Below are 26,737 nucleotides of genomic sequence, written 5' to 3' on the forward strand. Positions count from 1 at the left end.
AAGCGATCGTTCAAGCCTTTAGTCAGATTACATTGCGAGACATCCATCACTGGTTTACCCATTGTTGCTATTGCGATACCCCTTTTAAAGAGCCTACCTAGTCATCCATGCTGTACCTCATTCAACTGAAACCCGCTATAAGGAAAAAAATTAATTGTAAAAACTTGAAGAGATTCAGTATAATGCTTTATTGATTCTTTTATATTATCGCTTTTATTTCCTTGTATTCTGTATTGGTAGGCATCACCTAAAATCATTTTTGTAAATGCCCAATCATAAGGATAGGCTGTTAAAGTTCTCACTTTAAGAGATTCATTGCAAAAGTTAATAGCCATTTCAATATTATCAGCTTTGTTCCCTTTGATTCTATCTATGTAAATGTTCCCTAAAGCATTTTGATTCATTGCCCATTCATAAGGGTAAGCATTTAATGTTCTTACTTTCAGAGATTCAGTGTAACACTTGATTGCTTCTTCTATATTATTAGCTTTATTACCTTTAATTCTATGAGAATAAGCATGGCCTAAATTATATAGAGTTGTTGCCCAATAAAATGGAGAACTCTTAAAGGTATAAACTTTTAGAGATTCATTAAAAAATCCTATCGCTTCTTCGATATTATCTGCTATATCACCTTTTATTCTACTAACATAAGCATTTCCTAAATTATTTTTTGATATTGCCCAGTCATAAGGAAAATCATCAAAATCAAAGAAAGTGAGAGAAATTTTATGAAATGTAATAGCAATCTCTTGATTAATAGAAATATTACCCAGAGGAAATTCTTGAAATTTATTGCCAAGATTTACTAGAGCATCCGCAGTATATTTGATATCAAAATCTAGTACACCACCATCTTCAGTATATTCGACTGTCTTTTTCTCAAAAGTTGAAAATGTATTTATCCCCCAATCACTGATTACTTCTATAAAAGAATTATCTAATTTATCTAAGTGTTTTTTAAGAAAATAATTAAAAGATGCAGAAGGTGCAGAACTTAGCTCCAATAACTTTATAAACAACTCAAAATAACTTTGAGGTTGGTTTGCTGAATTGATAATTTCAACTTCATACAAATCAAATAAGCTTGGTAATTCTTGAGCTATGGCAATAATTCCTTGTGATCCTTCTTTTTCCCCGTTTTCTTCAAGCTGCTGTGCAAAACTCCTCATCGTTTCAAGTAACTCCGAATCTAGCAAATCTAAGTTGTCTTCTAATACTTGAGCGAATATTTGTGCGGTTTGTTCCTTATCTTCTGAAGCTGTAGAAAGTATTTTATGAATTAGCTCTAAATACTCTATTTTTAATGAAGGTTTTGAGTCATTAAGTTCTGATGTTGCTTGATTAAAAATTACACCTTCTCTAGGAGGATTTCGATTTTCTTCTTCTGGCACTAAATCCCAATCATAACCCTGCTGCTGACAAAATCCCAAAATATTCTCATATTCTACTGCTTCAACACTCGGTACAGGAAAATTCTGCTCCCCTAATTGTCGTGCGAAAGTAGCCGCATCTTCTTGAGTCTCAAATATTAATATTGTATCCTTATTGCCTGTGCTTATAGTATGAATACCCTCATCATCTGTTCCCACATTGTAAAGCAGAACATAAACAGTTTGAGGTAACTGATTAGAGGGTTGCTGCTGAAAATACTGAGTCAAAGAAACAGTTAAATCTTTTAGATTAACCTGTAAATTTTGTAAAATTATCGCTGTACTTTCCCCCTCTTGAAAAATCCCAATCAGTAAATGCTCTGTATCAATAGATTCACTCCCTAATTTATCAGCAAATGATAATGCACTGTTTAAAATGAGTTTTGCGGACTCTGTAAAAGGAATATCTACAGGATTCATTTCTGGGCTAATTCCTGAACCCTTTCCTAGAATTTTTTCAACTTCAATTCGAGCATTTTTTAGCGTTATTCCCTGCTGTCTTAAAACTTGCGACGCAATTCCTGTCGCTTCACCGATTAACCCTAAAAATATAAACTCCGCTCCTACAAAATTATGCCCCAAGCGACGCGCTTCCTCCTGCGCTAACATAATTACCTTAATCGCTTTCTCTGTAAACCGTTCAAACATAATTTAGACTCCTTATCACTTCTAAACCACGAAACTTATCAGAACTACAACACCTTGATTCGCCATTCCGTAAAAAATTGGACATAATTGAATGAGGACGATGATAATTGATTAATGAGGTTTAGGTATGTTTGGGTGCGTTGTTCATTCATAGCGTGGCAGATGGGGAATTGATGGGTAGGGGCGAAGCATTCGGATAAAAAATCTAGGATTTTAGCGATAAGTTATTGTCCGAATGCTTCTCCCGTACAGGGATTTAATGGGGAGATTATCGTAATTCTATCATCGGCATAATAGGCGAAGGTTATTAGTTTATTGCCCAGGGTAGGGGCGAAGCATTCGGATAAGAAATTTATGGTTTCAGCGATATGTTATGCCCAAATGCTTCGCCCCTACAGGTTATTCGTCCCCGCAGGTTATTTGTCCCCACAGGTTATTTGCCCCTACATTGGTTTGAATTTATTCAGATTGTTCTCGTCTTGTTCCCAATTTCGCGGATTATCAAGAATGTATTGCCAGATTTTTTGATAAGAATTTTCATTGCGAATGATATGTTCATAATAATTGCGCTGCAAATTTTCAGGCGATCGCCACATAAAAAATTGATTTTACGAGTAGAAATTGATTTAAAATTCACAATAGCCCCCAAAGATTCCGGCATTGTACCGTGAGGATATTGCGAATCGTGTGCAGCCTTTTCCAGAGCTTGATTTTGTATTACTATAATTCCATGAATATGATTGGGCATGACAATAAAAGTATCTAGTTCAATAAACTTAAAATGTAGAGGCAGTCTATACCATACCGCTTCAATAGTATCAGCAAGTAAATTTCGCTCCATATTTCCTTCAACAATTTCACCAAATAGATACTGCTTCTGATAAGAACAAATTGTTATATAATAAGCTCCATTAAGCCTATAATCATAGCCTTTTAAACGAATAGATTGTCGATGTTTTTTGGGTTCATTCATGGCGTGGCGGATGGTGGCGGTTAATTCAGTTATCTTTAGCGATAGGTTATTGTTCGGGGGTAGGGGCGAAGCATTCGGGCAATAACTTATCGCTGAAACCCTAGATTTTCTATCCGAATGCTTCGCCCCTACAGGGATTTAATGGGGAGATTATCAAAATTGTATCACAGGGATAATATCCAAAAAAAATCCTAGTCAATCAAACAATCAAAAAAATCATAATTTAGACACAATCATCGGTTAAAATAAGAGTGGTTTAGAATTAAGGATTGAGTTATGCCGCAACAAACCTGTGAAGCCGTCTTTGAAAATGGCGTTTTACGTCCTCTTGGTAATCTCCAACTCAATGAAGGACAGTGCGTTAAACTCATTATAGAATCGAATTCAATTTCCCAGCTTACTCCCCAAAAATGGTCAGAAACGGGTATAATCGCCCAGTTAACAGCAAATCCGATTAAAATCGAAGACTTCCATCCTCTTACCAGAGAACAAGCCAATGAACGCTGGTGAATCTCAACCCTTCTTTATTGATTCCAATATTTCGCTCTATCGCTTCATTGTTAATGTCAATTGTAGCGATCCCCTAATGCCATTATCATAAAAATGAAGTGTAACCTAATCTCGAAAAACTGCTTTTTTAGCCTCTTCTAAATCGTCATCACTGATCACAACATCTTTCCATAAACCTTTAATTTGAGTCTGATGATGAATGACCATTTTTTTTAAGGCTTCTAATTCTTCCTGAATCACTTGAATCCGAAGTAAAACATATTGACTCATGGCAAATAATACCCTTACTCTTTGATTTGATTTTTTAATACTGCATATTTTATTGTATCACAGGGACGATAGCCGAAAAAAATCATAGTCAATCAAACAATCAAAAAAAATCATAGTTTAGACGGTATTGGGTGCGTTGTTCATTCATAGCGTGGTAGATGGGGAATTGATGGGTAGGGGCGAAGCATTCGGATAAAAAATCTAGGATTTCAGCGATAAGTTATGCCCAAATGCTTCGCCCGTACAGTGATTTTCTGCAATTTGAGGAATCACTGTTGCACAAGGCGGTTCAAAATTCATTGTCTTAATTATGATTGAGGAAAAGGGAGAATAATATAGCGAATCACTGTTCCTAGTAAAGCTGTTCCCAAGATGCCGATTAACGTCCAAATCTGGGCTTTCTGAGAGCCTTTTAATTCTTTTGTATCTTCTTTTACCCCTTCAATATCTTTTTCTAAACTATCGAATTTTTCCTCTAATCTTGCCTGTACTATTTTAATATCCATAACATCTTTTTGCAGATTATCCAACTTCTGATTAATTGAACCTAAAATTTCTTTGAGATCCTGTTCAATAGTAACTGACATCTAATGATTCTCCTAATAATGATAGTTATCAGCATTGTTATCTATCTTATCTTAAGTGTTTGCCCAACCGAAGCGCCTCATTTTCCCTTGCTGCCTTCCCTCATTGTTGCCCTCCCCCTCCCATTATCTCCACTAATTTATGAGCCGATAATTCCTGATTAAGCCAATCCTTTCTCAGCCAACCATTGAGGATTATATAAACGAGATTGATAACGGGACCCACCATCACAAAGAACAGTAACGATGGTGTGGCCTGGTCCCATTTGTTTAGCTAAAGCTACGGCAGCACCAACATTAATACCCACAGAACCTCCCATAAATAAACCATCTTTTTGTAATAGTTGATAAACAACTTTAATGGCAGTGGGATCATCAATTTGAATGGCATCATCTATGGGTGCGCCTTCCATATTAGCGGTAATACGACTATTACCAATCCCTTCCGTAATTGAACTACCTTCCAGGGTAATTGTCCCAGTTTTCACATAACTATATAAACCGCTACCCATCGGATCCGCCACCACGCAACGCACCTGCGGATTTTGGTCTTTTAAAAACATCGCCACCCCCGCGTAGGTTCCCCCGGTTCCTGTGGCAGCCACCCAAGCATCAATTTTACCGTCGGTTTGTTCCCAGATTTCCCGGCCGGTGGTTTCGTAGTGAGCGCGACGATTAGCCAGATTATCGAATTGATTGGCCCAGATAGCATTTTCCATCTCGCCAGCCAATCTCCCCGATAATTTAACGTAATTATTGGCATCTCGGTAGGGAACGGCGGGAACAGTACGCACTTCCGCGCCAAGGGTTCTCAATAGGTCGATTTTCTCTTGGGATTGGGTATCGGGAATGATAATCAGGCATTTATAACCTTTAGCATTGCAGATATGGGCCAAACCGATGCCAGTATTGCCGGCGGTTCCTTCGACAACGGTTCCCCCCGGTTGGAGAGTACCGGCTTTTTCCGCTTCTTGGATAATATATAAAGCGGCCCGATCCTTGACCGAACCACCGGGGTTAAGAAATTCGGCCTTACCGAGAATCTCGCAGCCGGTTTCCTCGCTAAAACTATTGAGACGAATTAGGGGAGTATTACCCACCGCATCGACGAAACCATTTTTAATATCCATAATCTGTTATTTTTCGTGCTGTTCGTAGGCTGAGACGATTTTTTGTACTAAGGGATGACGCACCACATCGGCCCGCGATAGGTAAGAAAAAGCGATCCCTTCTACTGATTTTAGGATTTTTTGAGCGGCAATTAACCCCGATTCCTGTGGTTGCGGTAAATCGGTTTGGGTGACATCTCCGGTTACTACCATGCGCGAACCGAATCCCAAGGGAGTTAAGACCATCAATGCGATCGCACTTTCTCCACTGGGGAATTGAATCGTTGGCCAATTTCTACCACTTTAGCAAAATTGTTGTCTTAGCTGGAAATATTGATTAAATTGGAAGTTTTTTAGCTGTTATTAGTTACTTAACCTAATATATTGGTGGCATTCTGTAAGGAGTCCCGCCGTGACTAACAATTCCCTCGAGCCTTTGAATATTGGCAATACGATTAATACTGCCTTCCGTCTTTATCGTGATCGCTTCCAGACTTATGTATTCTTTGCTGTCCGCGCCTGTTTGTGGTCGCTTCTCCCCTTAGTTTTGCAATTAATTCTCAGTCAATTACTTTATCAAACAATTACCCCCGAACAAGGCAGCGATATCGGTTTACGTTTATTTCTTTTCCCGATACAAATTTTCTCGGCTGCTAAGTATCTTTTCAATAATGCGGTTATCTCACGATTAGCTTTTCAAGACATCATTTATCAGCCAGAAACTGCCGGACAAGCGGAAAAAAAAGTTAAGCCGAAAATGTGGCGCTTGTGGTGGATGCAGGTTTTGATCGGTTTGTTGGGAGCGGCAATAATCCTGCCGATAACGCTGTCTCTGGTGCTAGTCAGTTTTATCCCCATCCTTGGTGTATTGCTTATTTTACTGGCTTCTTTCTGTCTTCCTTTTTTCTTCCTTTGGTTATCTGCTCGCATTTGCATTGCCGAATTGCCCTTAATAATTGAAGATGATTTAGGCAGTTGGCAAGCAATCAAGAGAGGTTGGCATTTAACTAAAAACTCGGCTTGGAGAATTGTGGGAGTGATATTTATTGCCAGTTTATTAATTATTCCAGTTTATATTCTGTCAGTAGCTTTGGCTTCAATTCCCTTTTGGTTCAATTCTTCGGAGGACTGGCAAACGCTCGCGGAAAATCCTCTTTTTTTCCAACAAATGGCGATGTTTTCCTATGGTATGATTACTGTTTTTGTACTTCTGAATATTTTATTAGTTCCTTTTTGGCAATCTCTCAAAAGTGTGATCTATAATCATCTTTTGGACCAGGAAAAAAATGATGGGGGAGAATACTAATAACTGAGCGGCTGTTGATGTATCTAAATTACTTGTTAAGACTGTCTATGAGAGGGGTTTTGAGCATTTGTACTAAAACCCCCTGTAGGTAGTTTAAATACAGTACAGCTTAACAGAATCACTAATTACTAAGTACCTAAGCAAAATTAATTAGACATCTTGCTAACCCTCTCACCAGAGTACAAGAGCGACTATCTCAACAATCTGTTATTTTTCGTGCTGTTCGTAAGCTGAGACGATTTTTTGTACTAGGGGATGACGCACCACATCGGCCCGCGATAGGTAACAAAAAGCGATCCCTTCTACTGATTTGAGGATTTTTTGAGCGGCAATTAACCCCGATTCCTGTTGTTGCGGTAAATCGGTTTGGGTGACATCTCCGGTTACTACCATGCGCGAACCGAATCCCAAGCGAGTTAAGACCATTTTTAACTGTGCTGGGGTGGTATTTTGGGCCTCATCAACGATAACAAAAGCATTAGCTAAGGTTCGTCCCCGCATATAAGCTAAGGGAGCGATTTCGATTTTACCCCGTTCCATCAGGTCGGGAATTTTGGCCGCTTCGATAAATTCGTATAAAGCATCGTAGAGGGGACGCAAAAAAGGATCAACTTTTTGCTGTAAATCCCCCGGGAGAAAGCCTAATTTTTCCCCTGCTTCCACGGCCGGCCGGGTGAGGATAATCCGTTCTACTTTATCTTCTAATAGAGCTTGTACGGCTAAAACGGCGGCTAAAAAGGTTTTCCCCGTGCCAGCAGGTCCAATACAAAAGGTGATATCGTGACTTTGAATCGCTTGGATATATTGACGCTGACGGAAGGTTTTCGCCCGAATTAGCTCCCCGCGACGGGTACGAGCGAGAATATCCTGCTGTAGTTCTTTATACTCGCTAGAACGCCCCGTATCGAGGGCATGGATAGCGGTCATAATATCGGCTTCGGCGATTAACTTGGCCTCTTGCCATAAAATACTTAAGGAGCGTACAATCGCTGTGGCACGCTCCACCGGGGTCGGTTGCCCCGCAATCCGCAATTCCATGCCTCTGAGGACTAAATTCGCCCCAGTTTGCCTGGCTATCAATTTGAGGTTAGCTTCTTGATGACCCGCTAAAGCGATCGCACTTTCTGAACTGGGGAATTGAATCGTTTGCCAAGTTTCCGTCATGCTCGGGGCTAAATTATCCTTTGGCTAGTTCTACCACTTTAGCAAAAGCGACGGGATCGAGGACGGCTAATTGGGCCAACATTTTCCGATTGAGGAGGATATTAGCTTTCTTTAATTGTCCGGTCAGTTGGCTGTAACTGATGCCCTGTTGACGAGCAGCGGCGTTAATGCGGGTAATCCAAAGACGACGAAAATCGCGTTTCCGTTTGCGACGGTCTCTATAGGCATTCCGCAAGGCCTTCATTACCTGTTGGTTAGCTGTACGGAATAAGCGCGAGTGAGAACCGCGAAAACCTTTGGCTAATTTGAGAATTTTTTTGCGTCGCTTGCGGGCGACATTCCCCCGTTTTACTCTAGACATGATAATCCTTTAGACGATTTTTCTGGAAAATTTACAAATAGGGCAACATTAAGCGCACTTCCTTCTCGTCGCGCTCGTGTACCAGGGTAATCTGGGACAAACGACGGCGTTTGCGTTCGGCACTCTTATGATCGAGTAGATGATTTTTGAAGGCTTTGCGACGTTTGATTTTTTTGCCGCTTCCCGTGGCCTCGAATCGTTTGGCCGCCGCCTTTCGCGTTTTTAGCTTGGGCATAAACTCCTTTTTATTAAATCGACACAATCACTAATACTATCACAAATAAAGGACTTTGGGCAAGGAGTGGCCAAAAGATTCCCCGGCTTATCCCCACTTTGGCCAGGTCTGTGCTTGGGAATTAAATCAATCGGGAATTTTCCCCTTCCTCTCGATCGAATCGCTAAGATCCAGATAAAGTCTTGCGTTAACACGCATCTGGAGAAGTTATGGCTAAAACCCTACTAGAACAATTACGCCAATTTACAGTGGTTGTTGCCGATACCGGCGATATCCAAGCGATCGAAGCTTTTACCCCCCAAGATACCACCACTAACCCCTCTCTGATCACGGCTGCGGCCCAAATGCCCCCATATCGGCCGATTGTCGATCAAACCCTGCAAGCGGCCAGAAAAGAATTGGGAAAGCAGGCGACCCCGGAAGATGTGGCCAAATTGGCTTTTGATCGCCTAGCGATCGGTTTTGGTCTGCAAATCCTGCAAATCGTCCCCGGCCGCGTCTCCACCGAAGTGGATGCCCGTCTTTCCTACGATACCCAAGCTACCATCGACAAGGCCCGTTATCTCATTTCCCAGTATGAACAAGCGGGTATCTCTAGAGAAAGAGTCTTAATTAAAATTGCCTCGACGTGGGAAGGGATTAAAGCCGCAGAAGTCCTCGAAAAAGAGGGAATTCACTGTAATTTAACTCTATTATTCGGTTTTCATCAGGCGATCGCCTGTGCGGAAGCGGGAGTCACCTTAATTTCTCCCTTTGTCGGTCGCATTCTCGATTGGTATAAAAAAGAAACCGGTAAAGACTACGTTGGTGCTGAAGATCCCGGAGTCCAATCCGTTACCCAGATCTATAACTACTATAAAAAGTTTGGTTATAAAACCGAAGTTATGGGGGCAAGTTTCCGCAATATCGGCGAAATTTGCGAGTTAGCTGGTTGTGATCTTTTAACCATTTCCCCGAAACTTCTCGAGCAATTGCAAGAGACAGAAGCCGATTTACCCCGTAAGCTCGATCCAGACCAGGCCGCAACCCTTGATATTGTCAAAATTGCCATGGATCAAGCGACTTTTGAGAAAATGCACGCCGAAGATGCCATGGCTTCTGAAAAACTAGCGGAAGGTATTCAAGGTTTTACCAAAGCTTTAGAATTATTGGAACAATTGCTGATTCAACGTTTAACCCAGTTGGAAGGTCAGTCAACCTTAGAACACGCCGCCGAAGATATTTTCCGAGTCTATGATCATGATGGGGATGGTTTCATCACCCGGGAAGAATGGGCGGGAACCGATGCGGTATTCGATGCGATCGATATCAACCATGATGGTAAAATTTCTCCCGATGAGATTGCTGTCGGTTTGGGTGCGGCTTTTCGTTTAGTGGAAGCTTAGAATTAGTCGTGAGTTGAAGGAACCGGCATCAGTCCCCACCCGCACTCACCCCCACCAGTGGGGAAAGTGCAGGGAGTGGGGAGCTTTTTGTTGTGAATAGTAAACAGTAACCAGTAATCAGTGAACAGAAAGCTCTGAACTTGCCACTCAATACTATTCACTGAAAAATAAAATCTGATCACTGGTAACTGATCACTGATCACTGATTAAGCTGTCTCTTGGGCAGCGGCTAATTCTGCCAGTTTTCCCTGTTGATCCTTGGCGATACAAGATTGGATCACCTCTTCGATGGCGCCGTCTAAAATGCGATCGAGGGAAAAATTCTGATTTAAGCGATGATCGGTGAGACGATTATCCTTATAGTTATAGGTGCGAATTTTTTCCGAACGCGAACCGGTTCCCACCTGAGAGCGTCGCATGGAACTGACCGCTTCCTGTTGTTCCTGTAACTTCATATCGTACAGTTTCGCCCGGAGAATCTGCATAGCTCGTTCCCGGTTTTGCAATTGCGATCGCTCTTCGGTGCAAAAAACCCGGATTCCCGTGGGTTTATGGATTAAATCGACGGCAGTTTCCACTTTATTGACATTTTGACCGCCTGCTCCCCCAGATCTAGCCGTGGTTAACTCAATATCCTTGGGATCGATATGCACTTCCACATCGTCCACTTCTGGCATAATCGCCACGGTAGCGGTGGAAGTGTGGACGCGACCACTCGCTTCCGTCAGAGGAACCCGCTGCACCCGATGGACTCCTGCCTCAAATTTCAGCTTACTATAGACGTTATCGCCTTTAATCTCTAAAATTGCCTCTTTAAATCCTCCCATATCCGCCGGAGATTCACTCAAAAGGCTAACTTTCCAGTTTTGAGTTTCGGCATATTTTGAGTACAAACGCACTAAATCCCCCGCCCAAATACTGGCCTCATCACCGCCAGTCCCGGCGCGAATTTCCAGCATGATATTCTTTTCATCGAGGGGATCCCGGGGCAGCAGCAGAATTGTTAATTGGTCTTCCAAAGTGGCGATTTTTGCCTCTAATTCTGCCACTTCTAGGGCGGCCATTTCGCGTAATTCGGGATCGCTGGCGGATTCTTTGAAGATTTGTTTCGCACCGATTAAATCCTCTTGACTTTTTTGCCAAATTTCGTAGGTGTTGACCGTTTCCTCTAGGGAAGCGCGGGATTTGGCCAGACGATGCAATTCACCCGGATTACTGGTGACATCGGGATCCGCTAGACGACGGGTTAATTCTTTGTAGGTCTGTTCTACAGATTGCAGTTTGTTTAATAAGTAACTTTCAGCCATGATCGATAATAAATAGGGTTAAACGGGGTTAATTGGAAGATAACCCGCAAATTCACTGGAATAGAAGCGTCTGACAGATAATAGAGACGCAATCCTTTTAATTGTCTTAATTTTCTTTGTCTGGGGTTCTTCGAGCCTGGAAAAATCCCGCCCAACTGCTGACAGTCAGTCAGTTTTGCTAATACTTAGAAATATTTTTAGGCCAGCAAGCGGCAAGGGAAGACATTTTTTTTCTTAACCAGATTATTCCTCTATCTGAAACTATCATTTTTTGGCCGGTTTGAGCAAGTCATGTTAAATCCTGTTTAAAAGCAGGGAAGTGGGGAAGTGGGGAATTGGGGTGTGGGGTGTGGGGTGTGGGGTAGTGGGGTAGTGGGGTGTGGGGTGTGGGGTGTGGGGTGTGGGAAATTGGGGAAGTGGGGAGATCGGAGATGGAAGCAGGGAGAAAAAAGCTGATAACCGATAACTGATCACTGATAACTGATCACTGATAACTGATCACTGATAACTGATCACTGAATACTAAACCTGCCGGAAAGGGGTACAAAAAATGCTAGGATTGCCACAGCACAGAGAAAAGTGAAAGAAAGGAATATAGCTTTACATGGAAGAGTTTGACAAGTCAATATCCTTTGATGGCAGGGATATTCGACTAAAAATAGGGCTTTTAGCCCCCCAAGCTGGCGGGAGTGTTCTGATCCAATCGGGAGAAACGGCGGTTTTAGTGACAGCAACCACAGCCAAAGCCAGAGAAGGAGTAGATTTCCTACCCTTAACCGTTGACTATGAAGAAAGATTATACGCCGCCGGGCGCATCCCGGGAGGATTTTTGCGTCGTGAAGGTCGTCCCCCGGAAAAAGCGATTCTGACTGGTCGTTTGATCGATCGCCCCCTGCGGCCCCTATTTCCCAGTTGGATGCGGGATGATATTCAGGTGGTCGCTACGACCCTCTCAATGGATGAGGAGGTACCCCCGGATGTTTTGGCTGTTACTGGAGCCTCCGTGGCGGTTTTGTTGGCAGGTATTCCCTTCCAAGGACCGATGGCAGCGGTGCGCGTCGGTTTATTAGGGGATGAATTTATCATCAATCCCACCTACAAGGAAATCCATAACGGAGAATTGGATCTAGTGGTGGCCGGTAGTCCTGAAGGGGTGGTGATGATCGAAGCGGGAGCCAATCAGTTACCGGAACGGGATATTATTGAGGCGATCGATTTTGGTTATGAAGCAGTGCGCGACCTGATCACCGCTCAACGGGAATTGATCGATCAGTTGGGTATTCCCCTCGTCACCCGAGAAGCACCGGCAGTAAACGAAACCGTGCAGAATTTCCTGAGAGAACAAGCTAAAGAGGAAATTAAACAGATTCTCTCTCAGTTTACCCTCAGCAAAACCGAACGGGATGAGAAATTAGAGGCGATCGAAAATCGGATCAAGGAAACTATAACCGCTCTCCCCGATGAAGATCCCTTAAAAGCTCCAACCCTGGAAGAGCCAAAGTTAATCGGTAATCTCTTTAAGGATCTGACCAAAAAACTGATGCGCGCCCAAATTATTGAGGATGGGGTGCGGGTTGATGGTCGCAAACTGGACGAAGTACGCCCGATTTCTTGCCGGGTAGGAGTTTTACCCCGTCGGGTTCACGGTAGCGGTTTGTTTAATCGCGGTTTAACCCAAGTGCTTTCGATCGCCACCCTTGGCACCCCCGGTGATGCTCAGGATTTGGGGGACGATCTCCATCCCGAAGACGAAAAACGCTATCTTCATCACTACAACTTCCCACCCTTTTCCGTCGGTGAAACCCGTCCGATGCGTTCTCCCGGCCGTCGAGAAATCGGTCACGGTGCTTTAGCGGAAAGGGCGATCGTACCTGTCCTTCCCCCCCAGGAGGAATTTCCCTATGTGCTGCGGGTGGTGTCGGAAGTCCTCTCTTCTAATGGTTCCACCTCCATGGGTTCCGTGTGTGGTTCTACCCTGGCGCTGATGGATGCCGGTGTTCCCCTGAAAAAACCCGTTAGCGGTGCGGCCATGGGTTTAATTAAAGAAGGGGAAGAAGTGCGGATTTTGACCGATATTCAGGGTATCGAGGATTTTCTGGGAGATATGGACTTTAAGGTGGCTGGTACTGATTCTGGCATCACCGCTCTCCAGATGGATATGAAAATCCCCGGTTTAACCATGGAAGTGGTGGCCAAGGCGATCGAACAAGCTTTACCGGCCCGCAAACATATCCTCGAGAAGATGTTAGCGACCCTAGAAAAACCCCGCACGGAATTATCTCCCCACGCACCCCGGTTATTGACGATCAAGATCGATCCGGATCTGATTGGGTTAGTAATCGGGCCGGGTGGTAAGACGGTTAAAGGGATTACTGAACAGACCGGCACGAAAATCGATATCGATGACGATGGGACTGTGACTATTTCCTCTACCGATGGGGAACAGGCCGAAAAAGCTAAACGACTGATCTACAATATGACCCGCAAACTCAATGAGGGTGAGGTTTATCTCGGTCGCGTGACTCGCATTATCCAAATCGGTGCTTTTGTGGAAGTTTTGCCAGGCAAAGAGGGAATGATCCATATTTCCCAATTGGCCGAGGGACGCGTCGGTAAGGTGGAGGATGAAGTGGCCGTGGGGGATGAGGTGTTAGTCAAGGTACGCGAGATCGATAGTAAAGGTCGTCTCAATCTCACCCGTCTCGGTATTCATCCCGATGAGGCCGCTGCTGCCCGTAAGGCTGCTACTGTAGTCTAGGTGAATTTTTTGTTCATGGTTAACTCTCGATCGCTCGATCGAGAGTTTTTGTTTAGGGCTTGCTGAATAAATGTGAAATGTAGGCAAGGTAAGGGTTTTGTGGCTTTTCTGGCGAAACAGGTGCAAGATTTTGAGAGAATCGTGCTTCAAAACCTGGCATCTTGAGCGGCGATCGCGTCCTGTAGGGGCGAAGCATTCGGGCAATAACCTATCGGTGAAACCGTAGATTTTCTATCCGAATGCTTCGCCCGTACTTTTTGCCGCAAACCCTACCTAAAAACAGCAATAGAGACGCAAAAACTACGCCTCTATCCCGGTATTTTCCCTAGATATTGTTTCTGACTACCAGCTAGACTTGACCACACCGGGTAAAAGACCTTGGTGGGCCCATTCGCGTAAAACGTTGCGGGATAAACCAAAATCGCGATAGTATCCTCTCGGTCTGCCGGTCGTTAAACAACGGTTGCGGTGACGACTGGGGGCGCTATTGCGGGGTAATTCCTGTAATTTTTGGTGAATTGCTAGTTTTTCTTCAAAATCTTCGGCGGTACGGAATTGTTCTTTTAGTTCCGCCCGTTTAGCTTCGTATTTTTGTCTGAGACGAGCGCGTTTTTTCTCGCGTTCTACCATCGATTTTTTTGCCATGGGGTTTCTCGAAAAAGATTTAACCTGTAAAGACAGCATTTCCCATTATAACCTGAAACACCGGTGACAAAGGTGACATTTCTTGATATTAATTCTTAAAGTCCTAGTTGCAAATTTTCTATGTCTGAACCGCCTCAATTTCTCCAACAACGTCTTTTTTATCAGGGTCGCGTCTTTCAATTTGAAGTCTCGAAACTGCGTTTACCTAACGGTGTCGAGGGAGAATGGGAATGTGTGCGTCATCCGGGGGGTGCTTTAGCAGTTCCAATCACCAAGGAAGGTCAATTAGTTTTAGTACGTCAGTATCGGTTTAGTTTGCAAGCTCGCATTCTGGAATTTCCCGCCGGGACGATTGATGAAGGAGAAGACCCTGCTACGACGGTAAAACGAGAATTAGAGGAAGAAGCGGGTTATCGGGCGCATAATTGGCAATCTTTGGGTAAATTTGCCCTAGCGCCTGGTTATTCCGATGAATACATCTATGCTTTTCTGGCCCGGGATCTGGAAAAATTAAGCTTGCCCCCCGCTCAAGATGCCGATGAAGATCTGGAAGTGGTTTTGATGAGTTTTGAGGAAATGGAATCAGCGATCGCTAGGGGAGAATCGATCGATGCTAAAACTATTACTAGCTTCTATCTGGCCCGTTTAGCCCTTAATTAATCTTTTCAATCACCGTTTGTCCTAGTTGAATCAACTCAAAACCGATAAAAAGGCTTAAAATCACGGTGACAGCCTGATTAAGTAGGGGTATATTGCCTTTACCTAGAACAGAAGCGACGAATTTGACCACAACTAAAACGAGAGCGCTAACAACGGCGATTTTGACGGCTATCATAGATTAATTTTTCCTCACGGTTAACCGAAGTATACTATTTTTAGACTTTTTCTCGCTAGTTTCATCTTGGGCTTGATACAAAATTTAGCATTTTGGTGGAGAGCGCTCCTGTCATTACCAAAAATGCCCGGGTTTTTGTTAAGAATTGTAAAATGTAGTTAGATTTATTCACTCAGAAAGGGATTTATGTCTAACCGAGAGTCGATTTTTCCATTCCCTCAAAAACCAGTGTATTCCTCCGTATTCAAGCCGATTTTAGCGATAATATCAGTTATCTTAATTATGTTAGCAGTGATCGGCGGGTTAATGATGGTCAGTTTATCATTATGTTGGCCGGAAGACAATATTTATCGATTACTCCTTGGCTTAGTAGAAGATTTTTTTAATCCCTTTGCTTGGATTAAAGTTCCCACGGTTGCTCATAGCTATCAATTATTATTACCCACGGTTATCCTGCTAATTTCTACGCAGTTAATCATTTTCTTGTCTCCGCGTCCGCAAGTTTGGTCAAGATTAGTCATTATTTCTATCACTCTCGCTATCACCCTGCGCTATCTACTCTGGAGGATTCTGGAAACCTTAAATCTTTCTACTCCTCTCAATGGCTTTTTTAGTTTACTACTTTTAGGCGTTGAGATGATGGTTTTAAGTATTAGCATAATTCAGTTAGTTTTAGTCTTAACCACGAAGGATAGACGCAAAGAAGCTGATTTTTATAGCCAAGCAGTGATCAATAAACAGTATTTGCCCACGGTAGATATTCTGATTCCCACCTATAATGAGCCAGCGTTCATTTTAAAAAGAACTATTATCGGTTGTCAAGCCCTTAATTATCACCATAAAAATATTTATATTCTCGATGATACCCAGAGGTCAGAAATTTATGAATTGACAGAAAAATTAAATTGTAATTATCTGACTCGTCAGGATAGAAAAAACGCTAAAGCAGGTAATTTAAACCATGCTCTCAAACAAACACAAGGGGAATTAGTGGTGGTTTTTGATGCAGATTTTATCCCTTGTCGGAACTTTCTAGAAAGAACTGTTGGCTGGTTTCAAAACCCCAAAATTGCCCTAGTGCAAACGCCCCAAAGCTTTTATAATGCCGATCCTATCGCCCATAACTTAGGTTTAGAAAATATCGTTACTCCCGACGAAGAATTATTTTATCGTCATATCCAACCGGCTAAAGATGGGGTGGGTAGTCCTGTCTGTGCTGGCACTTCTTTTATTGTCAGAAGAAAAGCATTAGAAGAAGTGGACTACTTTAATATAGAATCTATTAGTGAAGACTATTTCACTGGAATTGCTATCTCTGCCCAAGGTTATGAAGTTATTTACTTAAATGAAAAACTTAGCGCTGGTTTATCTGCCGAAAGTTTATCAGCTTATTTACGGCAAAGATTGCGCTGGGCAAGGGGAACTTTACAGGCCTTTTTTATCAAAGCTAATCCCCTGAAAATTGCGGGACTAACTTTACCTCAAAGATTGGGACACCTAGAAGGACTTTTATCTTGGTTTTCTCCCTTAGCTCGTTTATTTTCTCTGCTGATTCCTCTCCTTTATACCTTTGGATATATCGTACCTTTGAACATTACCATCGATGAGACAATCTATATCTTTTTACCCTACATGATGCTGCAGTTAGCCACTTATCACTGGTTAAATTCTCGCTCGCGCTCTATTGTTTTTTCTGAGGTACTATCGATGATTATTTGTGTACCTACAGCCCTAACAGTTCTCCATATTCTTTGGAAACCCTTTGACAAAGGATTTCAGGTGACACCGAAGGGAATTGCTCGCCAAAATTATCAATATAATTGGCGTTTATCCTACCCATTGCTGTTTTTTCTCACCATTACTTTAATTAGTATTTTATTTAATTTACACCATCACAATTATCAAGAAAGTTCCATAAATTTTGGCTTGATTTTGGCTATATATAACGTGGTTATTATCATGACTGCTCTGGTGGCTTTATTGGAAGCTCCCCTCACCCTAGAAACTCAATATCAAGTACTAAAATCTCCTGTTAACTTGATCACAGAATCGGATATAATTATACAGGGCAATCTCAAAAAACTTTCGGAAATAGGAGCAGAAATTCACCTGATGGAACCCATATACTCAGAAAAATTACTCCTAGATATTTTAGGCGAAGATTTGCGCCTATCGGCTCATCTAGTCAATCTAGAAAAACGAGGAAAAATTTGGCAAGCAACCCTTAAATTCCAGCCACTTACCCTATCAGAGCAAAGAAAATTAATTACTTTTCTATTCTGTCGTCCCCAGCGCTGGCAACCGAAAAATACGGCGGGAGAATTACAATCACTTTGGTTGTTAATTATCAGCTTTTTTCGGGGAATCGGCTTGATTTGGCGGGCAATTCTGAATCGAAAAACAGCCCTTTAGTTTAGTCAAAAGTCGAAAATACTTAAGTAGCTGGTTATAATTAAATTAAAAATAGATTTTAGGTTCGATCCCCCCTGCCCCCCTTGATAAGGGGGGTGCCGATCCCCCTTAATAAAGGGGGCATCTGATAATTTTTAACGCCTACCTACTTATCGAAAAATTACTGGCTGACTATTCTATTAACTGGCTTTTGTCTGTGATTTTACTCACAGTGCTATTCCTGTATTATCACATTTGTCACTTGACCAAAACTTGACAGTATTATAATAAAAGTAACCATTCTTAGATGGACTGGCCCATGAACAATCGTTTATACCTTCACCTGATGGCTAATAGGGAAAAAGGGTTTGCCTTGGCTCTTGCCCTGTTAATTGGAGTTATCATAATGGGAACAGGAATAACTATGATGATGCGCGTCCAAGGAGACCAATCGAAAGTAATTGCCCAAAAAGCCCAGGCTGATAGTTTAACAAGTTCCGAAACTGGAGTGGCTCGCGTGCAGGATTTACTGAATAGCGTTCGAGTCATGGCAACGGTTGATAGTAATTGTACTGCTGGCGATTGTTGGCAGACCGCCCAAGTACCTACTGGCAATCCTAGTACCAATTTACAAAAAGATTTAAAAAAATTAGCCATTGCCACCGCCTGTGGTAATCGCAATCGTAATAACGAAATTGCCTACAAAATACTCGCACCCACAGAACAACGAGCAGTAAATCCAGGATTAAGAGATTTGGCTAGTGGTGAATGGTTTCAGTTGAATGATAATCATTATTATCGCGTGGTTAAGTACGTTTATCTCGATGATACCGAGAAGACTCCCCCCCCTGGGGGTTTGGGTTGGGGAGTTCTCATCCTCGAAGGACGTTCTCGCAAAAGTGCCGAAACAGACCTAACTAACATTGATATCAATAGAGATAGTGGCGATAATGCCGCCTCGCGTAACCGCGTGGTGGTAACTATCCCGATTCTGCCTTCCCGTCCCCTCGCATTCACTCGCACCACGGTTCCAGCTTTGTGGATAAGGGAGGGAGCCACAGAAGATCTCAGTCAAACTAGCCAGATTACGGTCGGCAGTGCAGATTATTCCGGCGGTGCTCAGTTTCGGGGGGATGTGGTGATGAGCGACACCACGACATTTGACGAGCCGACGGCAACTTTGCAACCAGATCTAGAATGTCATATTAACCAAAATAATATTCAACAGCCCACACCCGCACTCAATCCCCCCTACAAGGCCCAATTTGTCGGTGTCCCTTTCCCCAGTTTGCCGTGGATTCCCACTGGCCTTCCCTCTGGTCAGCAAAACCTAGCACTTAACGATAGTCTTTCGGTTGCTCAGAGAACTTTTCCCAGACAGGGAGACACACCCACTACTCGCACGATTAACGGTCAAAGCGTACAGGTGTACGAGTATATCGTTAATAATATCAACTTGAGTGGTAACAATAGGATCACCATTACTCCGGGGCAACGGGTAGTTTTTTATGTTAAAGGTAATATTGATGGTGAGATCGAACACAATTGTGGTAACGTGACTGGCTGTAAACCGGGCAATCTACAAATTTATGCCTATAATGACCGTACTCTTTTAGGTGCCACCGCGCCGCAAATTTGTCTGACAGTGGGTCAAAACCGAAGACTAGAAGCGTTTATCTTTGCTCCTGACTATTCCCTCGGTAAAACCGGTAACGGTGATTTCGTCGGCGCCGCCTGGGGTAAAAATTGGGGCAAAATTTCAACCTGTGGCTCAAATAGCGGCGCAGTTGCTGTGACCCAAGGGGTAGAATGGACTGACTTAATCAAAAACCTGAAACCCAATCCCTTAAACACTTTGCCCCGACTTGGTAAGATTGCCAATTGGTGTGAGGAACCCATTGATACCACGGGTACATCTGAGTGTGATTTCCCAAATCCTTCACCCTCTACCTCTCCCAGTCCCTAAAAAAGTTTAACTTATCGGGTTGATAAGGGCGGTTGAGGATTTAGGTTCAGGACAGGTTTGATTGGTGAAATCACAGCGATAAATTGCCGGTTTTTGCCAACTGAGGGGAATTTCCAGTAAATCCCTCGAACCGGTCATCGCTTGTCCCAGAAAGAGAGCCAGAGCGACACAATTGAGAATTGTATGGGCAATGCGCCAACGATGGGAACGGTCTTTATAGATATCTTCGACAATGGCCAGAGAGAAAATCATCAGTAATGATGCCGCCATGCCGATATAGTAGTGAGACCAGTACCATTGGTCCGAGAGTCGCCAGACCCCATCCTGAGAACCGATAATAATTAAACCGATGCCAGTCAAGGTGGCAAAAATTCCGCGCCAGAGGCCTTGTCTAGCACGGTAGAGACAGACCAAAGAGGCAATGGTGACAAAAAACATCAAAATCACAAAAATGACCTGAAAGGAGTCTAATTTTCCCTCTTTTTGTTTATCGACAAAACCATTAAAACCGTAAACGACCGAGTAAGCTAGTGCTAACAGGTTAACCCCTACCACTGTACCCGTTAACCAGCGGCCTAAGCGTAGATGTTCTAGCCCGACCACTGGCGGAATGTTACTTTTATTTCCCGCGTTGGTTTCTAGGCGACGTTGACGGGTTTGCCAAGCAAAGTTAACTACGAGGCCGATAATAGGAAAAACGACCACTATCGCTAGGACAGGATGAATGAGAGCCAGAAAATCGACGAATTGCATATAAATATCCCGAAAATAGTCAGCAGAAAATCGTCAACAGTTGACAAGCTATAGCCTTGTTTTTTTTAGCTTATCGCAGATATCAGGAGGCGGTCGGCAGGAGTTAGGAGTCGCTCGTCAGGAGATTATTTTTATTTATTCTCCCCATTTCCCCACACCCCAATTCCCCAATTCATAATTCATAATTCATAATTCCCTACACCCCCACTTCCCATTTCGGACTAGGAACCTCTTTGATAATCGGCTAATCTAAAAGCAGCAATCCCTAGATTCAATCCTGACTATGAAACTACAAGAACTTTTAACAACTATCCCTCTGGTTTCCCCGATTGCTTCTCCTATCGCTTTAGAAACCGAGATTACAGGAATTTCCACCAATTCCCATGCTTGTCAACCGGGAGATTTATTTATCGGTTTACCCGGTACTCGCGTCGATGGCGGCGAATTTTGGCGTTCCGCTTTGGAAACCGGGGCCCTAGCGGCGCTTATCTCCCCAGCAGCCGCAGCTAAATTTCCCCCCCCGGAGGATGCTTGCGTAATCGTTGTGGCAGATTTAGTTACTGCCACTGCCGCGATCGCTGCTAAATTCTATCATTATCCTGCCCAAACCCTAAAATTAATCGGTGTGACGGGAACCAACGGCAAAACCACCACCACCCATTTAATTGAATATTTTCTCAGCCAAGCAGAGATTCCCACCGCTTTATTCGGGACTCTTTACACCCGTTGGCAAGGATTCCAAGAAACCGCCAATCATACCACCCCTTTCGCTAACGAGTTACAAGCTAGTTTAGCCAAAGCGGTGAGCGCCGGCAATGAAATCGCCGTCATGGAAGTTAGTTCCCATGCACTGGCCCAGGGACGGGTACAGGGTTGTACTTTTCCCGTGACGGTGTTTACTAATCTCACCCGGGACCATCTCGATTATCACCTCGATATGGAGGATTATTTTGCCGCTAAAGCTAAATTATTTAGTCCCGATTATCTGCAAGGTAAGGCGATTATTAACCTTGATGATGCCTATGGTCAACGTTTAGCGGCCTCCCTGTCTCCCCAACAGGTTTTAACCTATAGTGTGTCCGATGCTAGTGCCGATTTTTATACTAAAGACTTACAGTATCAACCCACAGGAGTTAAAGGGGTGATGGTGACTCCCCAAGGAGAAATAGCCTTTGCTTCTCCTCTGGTGGGTCAATATAATCTGGCTAACCTCTTGGCGGCGGTGGCGGCAGTGTTAGAATGTGGTGTAGATTTAGGGAAAGTAATCAGTCAAATTCCCCAGTTTTCAGGAGTACCGGGGCGGATGGAACGGGTTAGCATCGCGCCTGACCAAGATATCAGCGTCATTGTCGATTATGCCCATACTCCCGACAGTTTAGAGAATGTTTTAAAAGCTTCCCGACCCTTTATTTCCGGTCGGATGATTTGTGTTTTTGGTTGTGGCGGCGATCGAGATCGGACAAAACGGCCGTTAATGGGAAAAATAGCCGCAGAATTAGCAGATTTAGCCATAGTTACCTCCGATAATCCCCGCACAGAAGCTCCCGAACGAATCCTTGAGGATATCGTCGCTGGCATTCCCCCAGAAATTACTGTGCAGGTAATTAGCGATCGCGCTTTGGCCATTGACACCGCTATTCAAGCAGCGCAACCGGGAGACGGAGTAATTATTGCGGGTAAAGGTCACGAAGACTATCAAATTTTGGGGACGGAAAAAATCCATTTCGATGACCGCGAACAGGCCCGGGCCGCTTTGATGAAAGTGAAAAAGTGATTAGAGGTGATGAATTATTAAGAAAAGCTAAGATTACTTGACAATTGGTAGAGGTCGCCAATTGTCAAATCTGTGATAAGCTAAAGGAGTTTAGGTAAAAATCCCAGTTAGCAAGCAACCGCTATCTTGATAAGTTGCCTCTGCGTTAACTAAGCAATGACACTAAAAGGCGTTACAGGCGCTTTGAATGTTTCAGGCCTCTGGTTTTGGACTTTCGGAGATACCTCCTCTTGAGGAGAATCTCTGAGGGTGCATTTTTGAACTGTCTTAGCAAAAAAGTATTGGTCAACTGGTGACTCTATATGACCTACTGCCTTAATCCCGACTGTCCTCAACCGAAAAACGCCCCAACAGCGTTAATCTGCGAGAGTTGCGGTTCAAAACTTCTTCTCCACAACCGCTATCAGATCCTAGGCATTTTAGGGAAAGGAGGGTTTGGGGCAACCTTTGTCTCATCGGATTTGTCCCTACCAGGTACCCCCCTATGTGTGGTCAAACAACTGCGACCTTGCAGTGATGATGCTAATATTTTTCAGATGTCCAAGGAACTTTTTGAGCGAGAAGCGGAAACCCTGGGAAAACTGGGGGTTCATCCGCAGGTTCCCCGATTATTGGACTATTTTGAAGATAATCAACAGTTTTATCTAGTTCAGGAATACGTTAAAGGTCATAACCTCTACCAAGAGGTAAAAAAACGCGGACCGTTTAGCGAAGCGGGAGTCAAACAGTTTTTAAGTGAACTGTTGCCGATTTTGAAATATATCCACAAACAAAAGGTAATTCATCGGGATATCAAACCCGCTAACCTAATTCTTCGGCACACGGATCGAAAATTGGTTCTGATTGACTTTGGGGCTGTCAAAAATCAAGTTAACAGTGTTATTGCCAATGTCAATTCTCAAGACGCTTTGACTAATTTTGCCGTGGGTACCCAAGGTTTTGCCCCTCCCGAACAGATGGCCATGCGTCCGGTCTATGCTAGTGATATCTATGCTGTGGGAGTTACCTGTATCTATCTACTCACGGGCAGATCTCCTAAGACTATCGAAGTTGATATCAATACAGGTGAATTACTCTGGGAAAAATTAGTCAAGGTGAGTCCCCAGTTTGCTAAAGTCCTGAAAACAATGCTGGAAGTCTCCGTCCATCATCGCTACAAATCCGCCCAAGAGGTAATGGATGCTTTAGACATGACCGCTTATGCCGATAGTCTAGCCCAAAGTTTAATCGCGGCTCCAATGGTTACTTCCCGGAAACCACCACAAGATTCAGGTCAAATAGTCACTTCCTCAGTTTCTGGCACTCTCAACTCTAAATTTCGCTCCAAAAATAAAAATCCAGAGGCCTCTCCAGATAATCTGCCGGGGGCGCAGATGGCCTTTTCAACAACCAATACAAATATACAATCTAAAAACAAAGACCACAGCAGCCCAGATATAACCTTACCGAAGAGAAAACGCCGCTTAGATGAAAAAGCGATTCTCGATGCTTACAATAACGGCCGGCGCAATTTTGCCCAGGAGGAATTATCGAATCTCAATCTGTCTAAAGTACAACTTTTGCGGGTAAATTTCTTTCAATCCAAATTAACAGGAACTAATTTACAAGGGGCGGATCTGTCCAATGCGGATTTGGGCCGGGCTAATCTCAGTCAAGCGATTCTCAAAAATACCAATTTAAATAATGCCTATCTCGGTTATGCAGACCTGGAAGAGTCCGATTTGCGCGGGGCGAATCTCACTGGAGCCAATCTTCGCCACGCTCATCTCAAAAACGCTAATCTTTGCGGGGCTAATCTCTCTGATGCCCAAGTAAATCAAGAACAAATCGCCCTAGCAAAAACTAATTGGTTAACAGTTATGCCCAATGGTAAACGCGGTTCCTGGTAATCTTTCCTTATGAATTATGAATTATGAATTGGGGAGCAGGGAGCTTTTTTCAGTGATCAGTAAACAGTGGCCAGTAAACAGTAATCAGTAATCAGTGAAAAGACAGTAGGAAACTTCGATTTAATACTGTCACTTAAAACTCAAATCTGATCACTGATAACTTACCCACTGATAACTGATAACTGATCACTGATAACTGATTTAACCGCGACTTTCCTTAAAGGTTTTGTAGGCGGTTTCGGAGTCGAAAATATGGCAATAATCAACGATTCGCTTCATCAATCCCCAAGAAAACTCAGTTTCTTTTAGGTGACTACCCCAATTTTCTTTGAGACTAGCGTGAACTTTGCGGAGGTTATAGGAAGGAATCGCCGTCGAGATATGATGGGGGATATGGACATTAATATCGTGACAGAGAATTTCTACCCAACGGGGATAGCTACAGTGAACTGTCCCTTCTAGTTGCGCTAAAGCTTGATTCCACTCTTCGGGATAGTAAAATTGAATATCGGGGTCTGTGTGATGGACAAGGGTAAAGGTACTCATCCAAAAATGATAGACAAACCAAGGCACCACCCAAAATTTAACCAATCCCCAGACACCAGTGTAGAAAATTAGGGTTGGGAAAAAAATAGCGGCAAAAACTAGGACGACAATCATCGAAAAGCGGGCTTTTTCCCGTTCGTTCTCCTTGAATTGTTCGATGTTGAAGTGTAGAATAGCCCAGTGGGCGATCGAACCAAGCCACCAGAAACGTCCGCGGATGCCGCGATAAAAGAGACGCACTAAGGGATTGGCCGAGTTAAAAGCTTCTAATTCCCACGGATCCCAAGCATTATCTATAGTTACCATGTTAGTTTTAGCATGATGGCGATCGTGCAGGAAACGCCAGCAGTGGAAGGGATAGATAAGCGGTAACAGGAAAATATGACCGACAAGATCATTAACCCAGGGTCGATTAGAAAAAGACCGATGACCGCAATCATGGGCGATCACAAAAAATCCCGTTAAAGCTGTACCAGTGAAAATCCAAGCTAAAGGCAGTAAATACCAGGGAGAATAAACTACCATTGCATAACCCGCAATGACCGCCAAAATATTCGCAATCACACCAAACCAAGCTTTAACTGGGTCTTTCTGGAAATATTCTTTGGGAATGGTTTTAATAATATCTTTCAGTTTAAAGTCTGGCTCGATCGAGGTGATCAACTCCCCATGCAATTTATCCGTCGTTGCCGTCATGAAATCTCCAATTACACTTAGGTGAACCCTTGACAAGAAATCAGCTAGGAGGTTTGGCTAAATTATGCTCCTTACCACAAGCCAATTTTTTTGTCAATATATTTTTAACTTTAATTAATAAACTTCCGCGAAGCTTAATAATCCTTTACTTTATATAACATAAGAGGGGATTTTCTGTTTTGGCAAAATTTGCCTTTTGCCTTCAGAAGCTGATAACCGATAATAGGCTTTTTTCAACGATTAGCCGTGTTTTCTAGGGATTTAATCTCCTCTTGTACCTTACGGTGTTCGCGATTTAACTGTTTTTTGACCGATTCGGGGAGTTGTTCCTGTTTTTTCAGGGCATTATTAAAGTAATCCAATGCCAGTTTCAAAGAGCCAGTATTTTTATCCGTATTGCCTTGAATTCTCAGGATTTGACCCTTCAGATACATTAATTCTGGATTATCGGGGGTCGCTTCCAGAGCGTTATCGATAAACCGCAAAGCCTGATCATACTGCTTTAAATCCCGGTAAGCTAGAGCTATACCTCGATCGACCAAGTAATCAGGACTTCCGTAGGTTTCTAGCCTTTCAATTGCCTCTTGGGGACTAGAAAAGGGCAGATTAACCGCTAAAATCAAATCCATATAACCCTTTAACAGGTTCAATTCCGGATCCGTAGGATTAACCTTTTCTGCGGTTTCCAAATACTGAAACACCTGTTGTAATCTGGGGATAGCCGATACTGCTCCTTCGGTTTGAAAAACGTAGGTTCCCTCTAAAAAACTCCCCACCGCTAGATATAAATTTCCCCTTAAAGGGTCGCTGGCCTGCATTTGCTTGGCCGCTGCCTTAGTCTTCTCGGAGTAGGTTTTTAGGGTGTTCCAATCCTGGTCGGTAAAAGCAAGAGAGGCCCGCATAGCATGGGACAAAGGTTCTTGGGGTTCCTTTTCTGTGGCCTCAACAATTAATTTTTTTGCCTCTAGATAGTTACCTTGTTTAAAAATAGCGTTAAAAGCGGCCTCGGTCTTATCACCAATCGGTCGGGGATTGGTTTTGCGGAAAGGATCTCCGGCTAACCCGGGACCAATCCAGTTAACCATTACCATAACAGCCAGGGAAGCACCGATCGCCATTTTTTTCGTTAAACCTAACCTCAGCACCATGGTCAAAAGTCTCCTTGAGCGAATGAAAAAATCTGTCACAATAGAAACGAG

At 43.3% G+C, this 26,737-nt stretch carries 23 protein-coding genes and 1 pseudogene; 9 read left to right on the forward strand and 15 right to left on the reverse strand.

Features of this window, described 5'->3' with window-relative positions; all coding sequences use genetic code 11:
• Positions 1–101: 101 nt before the first annotated feature.
• Entirely contained in the window at positions 102–2,081 is a 1,980-nt protein-coding gene (locus IM475_RS02440) for a DUF3110 domain-containing protein (protein ID WP_287726566.1), read from the reverse strand.
• Positions 2,082–2,544: 463 nt separating this feature from the next.
• Positions 2,545–3,054: a glucose-6-phosphate 1-dehydrogenase gene (locus IM475_RS02445; protein WP_287726567.1), complete on the reverse strand. Its 510-nt coding sequence runs from the start codon at positions 3,052–3,054 to the stop codon at positions 2,545–2,547.
• Positions 3,055–3,330: 276 nt separating this feature from the next.
• Between IM475_RS02445 and IM475_RS02450 the strand changes: the two genes are divergently transcribed.
• On the forward strand, positions 3,331–3,564 hold the full coding sequence (locus IM475_RS02450; protein WP_287726568.1) for an antitoxin family protein: 234 nt from the start codon (positions 3,331–3,333) through the stop codon (positions 3,562–3,564).
• A 105-nt stretch (positions 3,565–3,669) separates the two neighbouring features.
• Here the strand turns inward: IM475_RS02450 and IM475_RS02455 are convergent, their stop codons facing one another.
• From IM475_RS02455 to IM475_RS02470, 4 genes and pseudogenes are all read right to left on the reverse strand, one after another.
• Entirely contained in the window at positions 3,670–3,834 is a 165-nt protein-coding gene (locus IM475_RS02455; RefSeq protein ID WP_287726569.1) for a hypothetical protein, read from the reverse strand.
• 308 nt (positions 3,835–4,142) lie between these two features.
• A complete protein-coding gene (locus tag IM475_RS02460) occupies positions 4,143–4,421 on the reverse strand; it encodes a hemolysin XhlA family protein (RefSeq protein WP_004268290.1) in 279 nt (92 codons plus the stop codon).
• A gap of 158 nt (positions 4,422–4,579) precedes the next feature.
• Positions 4,580–5,548, reverse strand: coding sequence for a cysteine synthase A (locus tag IM475_RS02465; RefSeq protein ID WP_287662395.1), 969 nt, complete (start codon positions 5,546–5,548; stop codon positions 4,580–4,582).
• Positions 5,549–5,554: 6 nt separating this feature from the next.
• Positions 5,555–5,773, reverse strand: a pseudogene (locus IM475_RS02470) (PhoH family protein); the annotation flags it as partial.
• Between the two features lie 166 nt (positions 5,774–5,939).
• Here IM475_RS02470 and IM475_RS02475 point away from each other — a divergent pair.
• Positions 5,940–6,833: a hypothetical protein gene (locus IM475_RS02475; protein ID WP_287726570.1), complete on the forward strand. Its 894-nt coding sequence runs from the start codon at positions 5,940–5,942 to the stop codon at positions 6,831–6,833.
• 207 nt (positions 6,834–7,040) lie between these two features.
• Here IM475_RS02475 and IM475_RS02480 read toward each other — a convergent pair whose 3' ends face one another.
• The 3 genes from IM475_RS02480 to rpmI are packed head-to-tail and all read right to left on the reverse strand — an operon-like array spanning position 7,041 to position 8,593.
• A complete protein-coding gene (locus IM475_RS02480; RefSeq protein ID WP_002772048.1) occupies positions 7,041–7,997 on the reverse strand; it encodes a PhoH family protein in 957 nt (318 codons plus the stop codon).
• Positions 7,998–8,010: 13 nt separating this feature from the next.
• Positions 8,011–8,358 (reverse strand): 50S ribosomal protein L20, encoded by a 348-nt coding sequence (rplT, locus tag IM475_RS02485; protein WP_151696679.1) that lies wholly within the window; start codon positions 8,356–8,358, stop codon positions 8,011–8,013.
• A 31-nt stretch (positions 8,359–8,389) separates the two neighbouring features.
• Entirely contained in the window at positions 8,390–8,593 is a 204-nt protein-coding gene (gene rpmI, locus IM475_RS02490) for a 50S ribosomal protein L35 (protein WP_002781071.1), read from the reverse strand.
• Positions 8,594–8,802: 209 nt separating this feature from the next.
• Between rpmI and IM475_RS02495 the strand changes: the two genes are divergently transcribed.
• Entirely contained in the window at positions 8,803–9,978 is a 1,176-nt protein-coding gene (locus IM475_RS02495; protein WP_287726571.1) for a transaldolase, read from the forward strand.
• 206 nt (positions 9,979–10,184) lie between these two features.
• On the opposite strand, the gene prfA is transcribed toward IM475_RS02495, so the two are convergent.
• Complete coding sequence (gene prfA, locus IM475_RS02500; protein WP_287726572.1) at positions 10,185–11,285, reverse strand: peptide chain release factor 1; 1,101 nt, start codon at positions 11,283–11,285, stop codon at positions 10,185–10,187.
• Between the two features lie 604 nt (positions 11,286–11,889).
• Here prfA and IM475_RS02505 point away from each other — a divergent pair.
• A complete protein-coding gene (locus tag IM475_RS02505) occupies positions 11,890–14,043 on the forward strand; it encodes a polyribonucleotide nucleotidyltransferase (RefSeq protein ID WP_287726573.1) in 2,154 nt (717 codons plus the stop codon).
• Between the two features lie 342 nt (positions 14,044–14,385).
• Here IM475_RS02505 and rpsN read toward each other — a convergent pair whose 3' ends face one another.
• Positions 14,386–14,688, reverse strand: coding sequence for a 30S ribosomal protein S14 (rpsN, locus tag IM475_RS02510; protein WP_002740009.1), 303 nt, complete (start codon positions 14,686–14,688; stop codon positions 14,386–14,388).
• Between the two features lie 120 nt (positions 14,689–14,808).
• On the opposite strand from rpsN, the gene IM475_RS02515 reads away from it, so the two are divergent.
• A complete protein-coding gene (locus IM475_RS02515) occupies positions 14,809–15,348 on the forward strand; it encodes an NUDIX hydrolase (protein WP_287656820.1) in 540 nt (179 codons plus the stop codon).
• Here IM475_RS02515 and IM475_RS02520 read toward each other — a convergent pair.
• Entirely contained in the window at positions 15,341–15,523 is a 183-nt protein-coding gene (locus IM475_RS02520; RefSeq protein WP_002739991.1) for a hypothetical protein, read from the reverse strand. The genes IM475_RS02515 and IM475_RS02520 overlap by 8 nt on opposite strands.
• Positions 15,524–15,709: 186 nt before the next feature.
• Here IM475_RS02520 and IM475_RS02525 point away from each other — a divergent pair, with 186 nt between their 5' ends.
• Entirely contained in the window at positions 15,710–17,935 is a 2,226-nt protein-coding gene (locus tag IM475_RS02525; RefSeq protein WP_353737431.1) for a glycosyltransferase family 2 protein, read from the forward strand.
• Positions 17,936–18,233: 298 nt separating this feature from the next.
• Positions 18,234–19,880: a DUF7305 domain-containing protein gene (locus IM475_RS02530; RefSeq protein ID WP_287726575.1), complete on the forward strand. Its 1,647-nt coding sequence runs from the start codon at positions 18,234–18,236 to the stop codon at positions 19,878–19,880.
• Between the two features lie 6 nt (positions 19,881–19,886).
• Here the strand turns inward: IM475_RS02530 and IM475_RS02535 are convergent, their stop codons facing one another.
• The gene (locus tag IM475_RS02535; RefSeq protein ID WP_287726576.1) at positions 19,887–20,633 is read right to left on the reverse strand and encodes a DUF4079 domain-containing protein; all 747 of its coding nucleotides are present in this window, start codon (positions 20,631–20,633) and stop codon (positions 19,887–19,889) included.
• A 283-nt stretch (positions 20,634–20,916) separates the two neighbouring features.
• Between IM475_RS02535 and IM475_RS02540 the strand changes: the two genes are divergently transcribed.
• Together IM475_RS02540 and IM475_RS02545 are read left to right on the forward strand one after the other, a co-directional pair.
• The gene (locus tag IM475_RS02540; RefSeq protein WP_287726577.1) at positions 20,917–22,407 is read left to right on the forward strand and encodes a UDP-N-acetylmuramoyl-L-alanyl-D-glutamate--2,6-diaminopimelate ligase; all 1,491 of its coding nucleotides are present in this window, start codon (positions 20,917–20,919) and stop codon (positions 22,405–22,407) included.
• Between the two features lie 302 nt (positions 22,408–22,709).
• On the forward strand, positions 22,710–24,296 hold the full coding sequence (locus IM475_RS02545) for a serine/threonine-protein kinase (RefSeq protein ID WP_287726578.1): 1,587 nt from the start codon (positions 22,710–22,712) through the stop codon (positions 24,294–24,296).
• A gap of 201 nt (positions 24,297–24,497) precedes the next feature.
• On the opposite strand, the gene IM475_RS02550 is transcribed toward IM475_RS02545, so the two are convergent.
• Together IM475_RS02550 and IM475_RS02555 are read right to left on the reverse strand one after the other, a co-directional pair.
• Entirely contained in the window at positions 24,498–25,538 is a 1,041-nt protein-coding gene (locus tag IM475_RS02550) for a fatty acid desaturase (protein ID WP_287726579.1), read from the reverse strand.
• Positions 25,539–25,771: 233 nt separating this feature from the next.
• Positions 25,772–26,686, reverse strand: coding sequence for a Sll0314/Alr1548 family TPR repeat-containing protein (locus tag IM475_RS02555; protein ID WP_287660599.1), 915 nt, complete (start codon positions 26,684–26,686; stop codon positions 25,772–25,774).
• Positions 26,687–26,737 lie beyond the last annotated feature (51 nt).

The organism is Microcystis sp. M061S2, from assembly GCF_020245605.1.
Classification (GTDB): domain Bacteria; phylum Cyanobacteriota; class Cyanobacteriia; order Cyanobacteriales; family Microcystaceae; genus Microcystis.

Excerpts from the sequence above, each read along its gene's own strand:
- IM475_RS02440 (WP_287726566.1), bottom strand. The coding sequence starts at position 2,081 with ATGTTTGAACGGTTTACAGAGAAAGCGATTAAGGTAATTATGTTAGCG.
- IM475_RS02445 (WP_287726567.1), bottom strand. The coding sequence starts at position 3,054 with ATGAATGAACCCAAAAAACATCGACAATCTATTCGTTTAAAAGGCTAT.
- IM475_RS02450 (WP_287726568.1), top strand. The coding sequence starts at position 3,331 with ATGCCGCAACAAACCTGTGAAGCCGTCTTTGAAAATGGCGTTTTACGT.
- IM475_RS02455 (WP_287726569.1), bottom strand. The coding sequence starts at position 3,834 with ATGAGTCAATATGTTTTACTTCGGATTCAAGTGATTCAGGAAGAATTA.
- IM475_RS02460 (WP_004268290.1), bottom strand. The coding sequence starts at position 4,421 with ATGTCAGTTACTATTGAACAGGATCTCAAAGAAATTTTAGGTTCAATT.
- IM475_RS02465 (WP_287662395.1), bottom strand. The coding sequence starts at position 5,548 with ATGGATATTAAAAATGGTTTCGTCGATGCGGTGGGTAATACTCCCCTA.
- IM475_RS02480 (WP_002772048.1), bottom strand. The coding sequence starts at position 7,997 with ATGACGGAAACTTGGCAAACGATTCAATTCCCCAGTTCAGAAAGTGCG.
- rplT (WP_151696679.1), bottom strand. The coding sequence starts at position 8,358 with ATGTCTAGAGTAAAACGGGGGAATGTCGCCCGCAAGCGACGCAAAAAA.
- rpmI (WP_002781071.1), bottom strand. The coding sequence starts at position 8,593 with ATGCCCAAGCTAAAAACGCGAAAGGCGGCGGCCAAACGATTCGAGGCC.
- IM475_RS02495 (WP_287726571.1), top strand. The coding sequence starts at position 8,803 with ATGGCTAAAACCCTACTAGAACAATTACGCCAATTTACAGTGGTTGTT.
- prfA (WP_287726572.1), bottom strand. The coding sequence starts at position 11,285 with ATGGCTGAAAGTTACTTATTAAACAAACTGCAATCTGTAGAACAGACC.
- IM475_RS02505 (WP_287726573.1), top strand. The coding sequence starts at position 11,890 with ATGGAAGAGTTTGACAAGTCAATATCCTTTGATGGCAGGGATATTCGA.
- rpsN (WP_002740009.1), bottom strand. The coding sequence starts at position 14,688 with ATGGCAAAAAAATCGATGGTAGAACGCGAGAAAAAACGCGCTCGTCTC.
- IM475_RS02515 (WP_287656820.1), top strand. The coding sequence starts at position 14,809 with ATGTCTGAACCGCCTCAATTTCTCCAACAACGTCTTTTTTATCAGGGT.
- IM475_RS02520 (WP_002739991.1), bottom strand. The coding sequence starts at position 15,523 with ATGATAGCCGTCAAAATCGCCGTTGTTAGCGCTCTCGTTTTAGTTGTG.
- IM475_RS02525 (WP_353737431.1), top strand. The coding sequence starts at position 15,710 with ATGTCTAACCGAGAGTCGATTTTTCCATTCCCTCAAAAACCAGTGTAT.
- IM475_RS02530 (WP_287726575.1), top strand. The coding sequence starts at position 18,234 with ATGAACAATCGTTTATACCTTCACCTGATGGCTAATAGGGAAAAAGGG.
- IM475_RS02535 (WP_287726576.1), bottom strand. The coding sequence starts at position 20,633 with ATGCAATTCGTCGATTTTCTGGCTCTCATTCATCCTGTCCTAGCGATA.
- IM475_RS02540 (WP_287726577.1), top strand. The coding sequence starts at position 20,917 with ATGAAACTACAAGAACTTTTAACAACTATCCCTCTGGTTTCCCCGATT.
- IM475_RS02545 (WP_287726578.1), top strand. The coding sequence starts at position 22,710 with ATGACCTACTGCCTTAATCCCGACTGTCCTCAACCGAAAAACGCCCCA.
- IM475_RS02550 (WP_287726579.1), bottom strand. The coding sequence starts at position 25,538 with ATGACGGCAACGACGGATAAATTGCATGGGGAGTTGATCACCTCGATC.
- IM475_RS02555 (WP_287660599.1), bottom strand. The coding sequence starts at position 26,686 with ATGGTGCTGAGGTTAGGTTTAACGAAAAAAATGGCGATCGGTGCTTCC.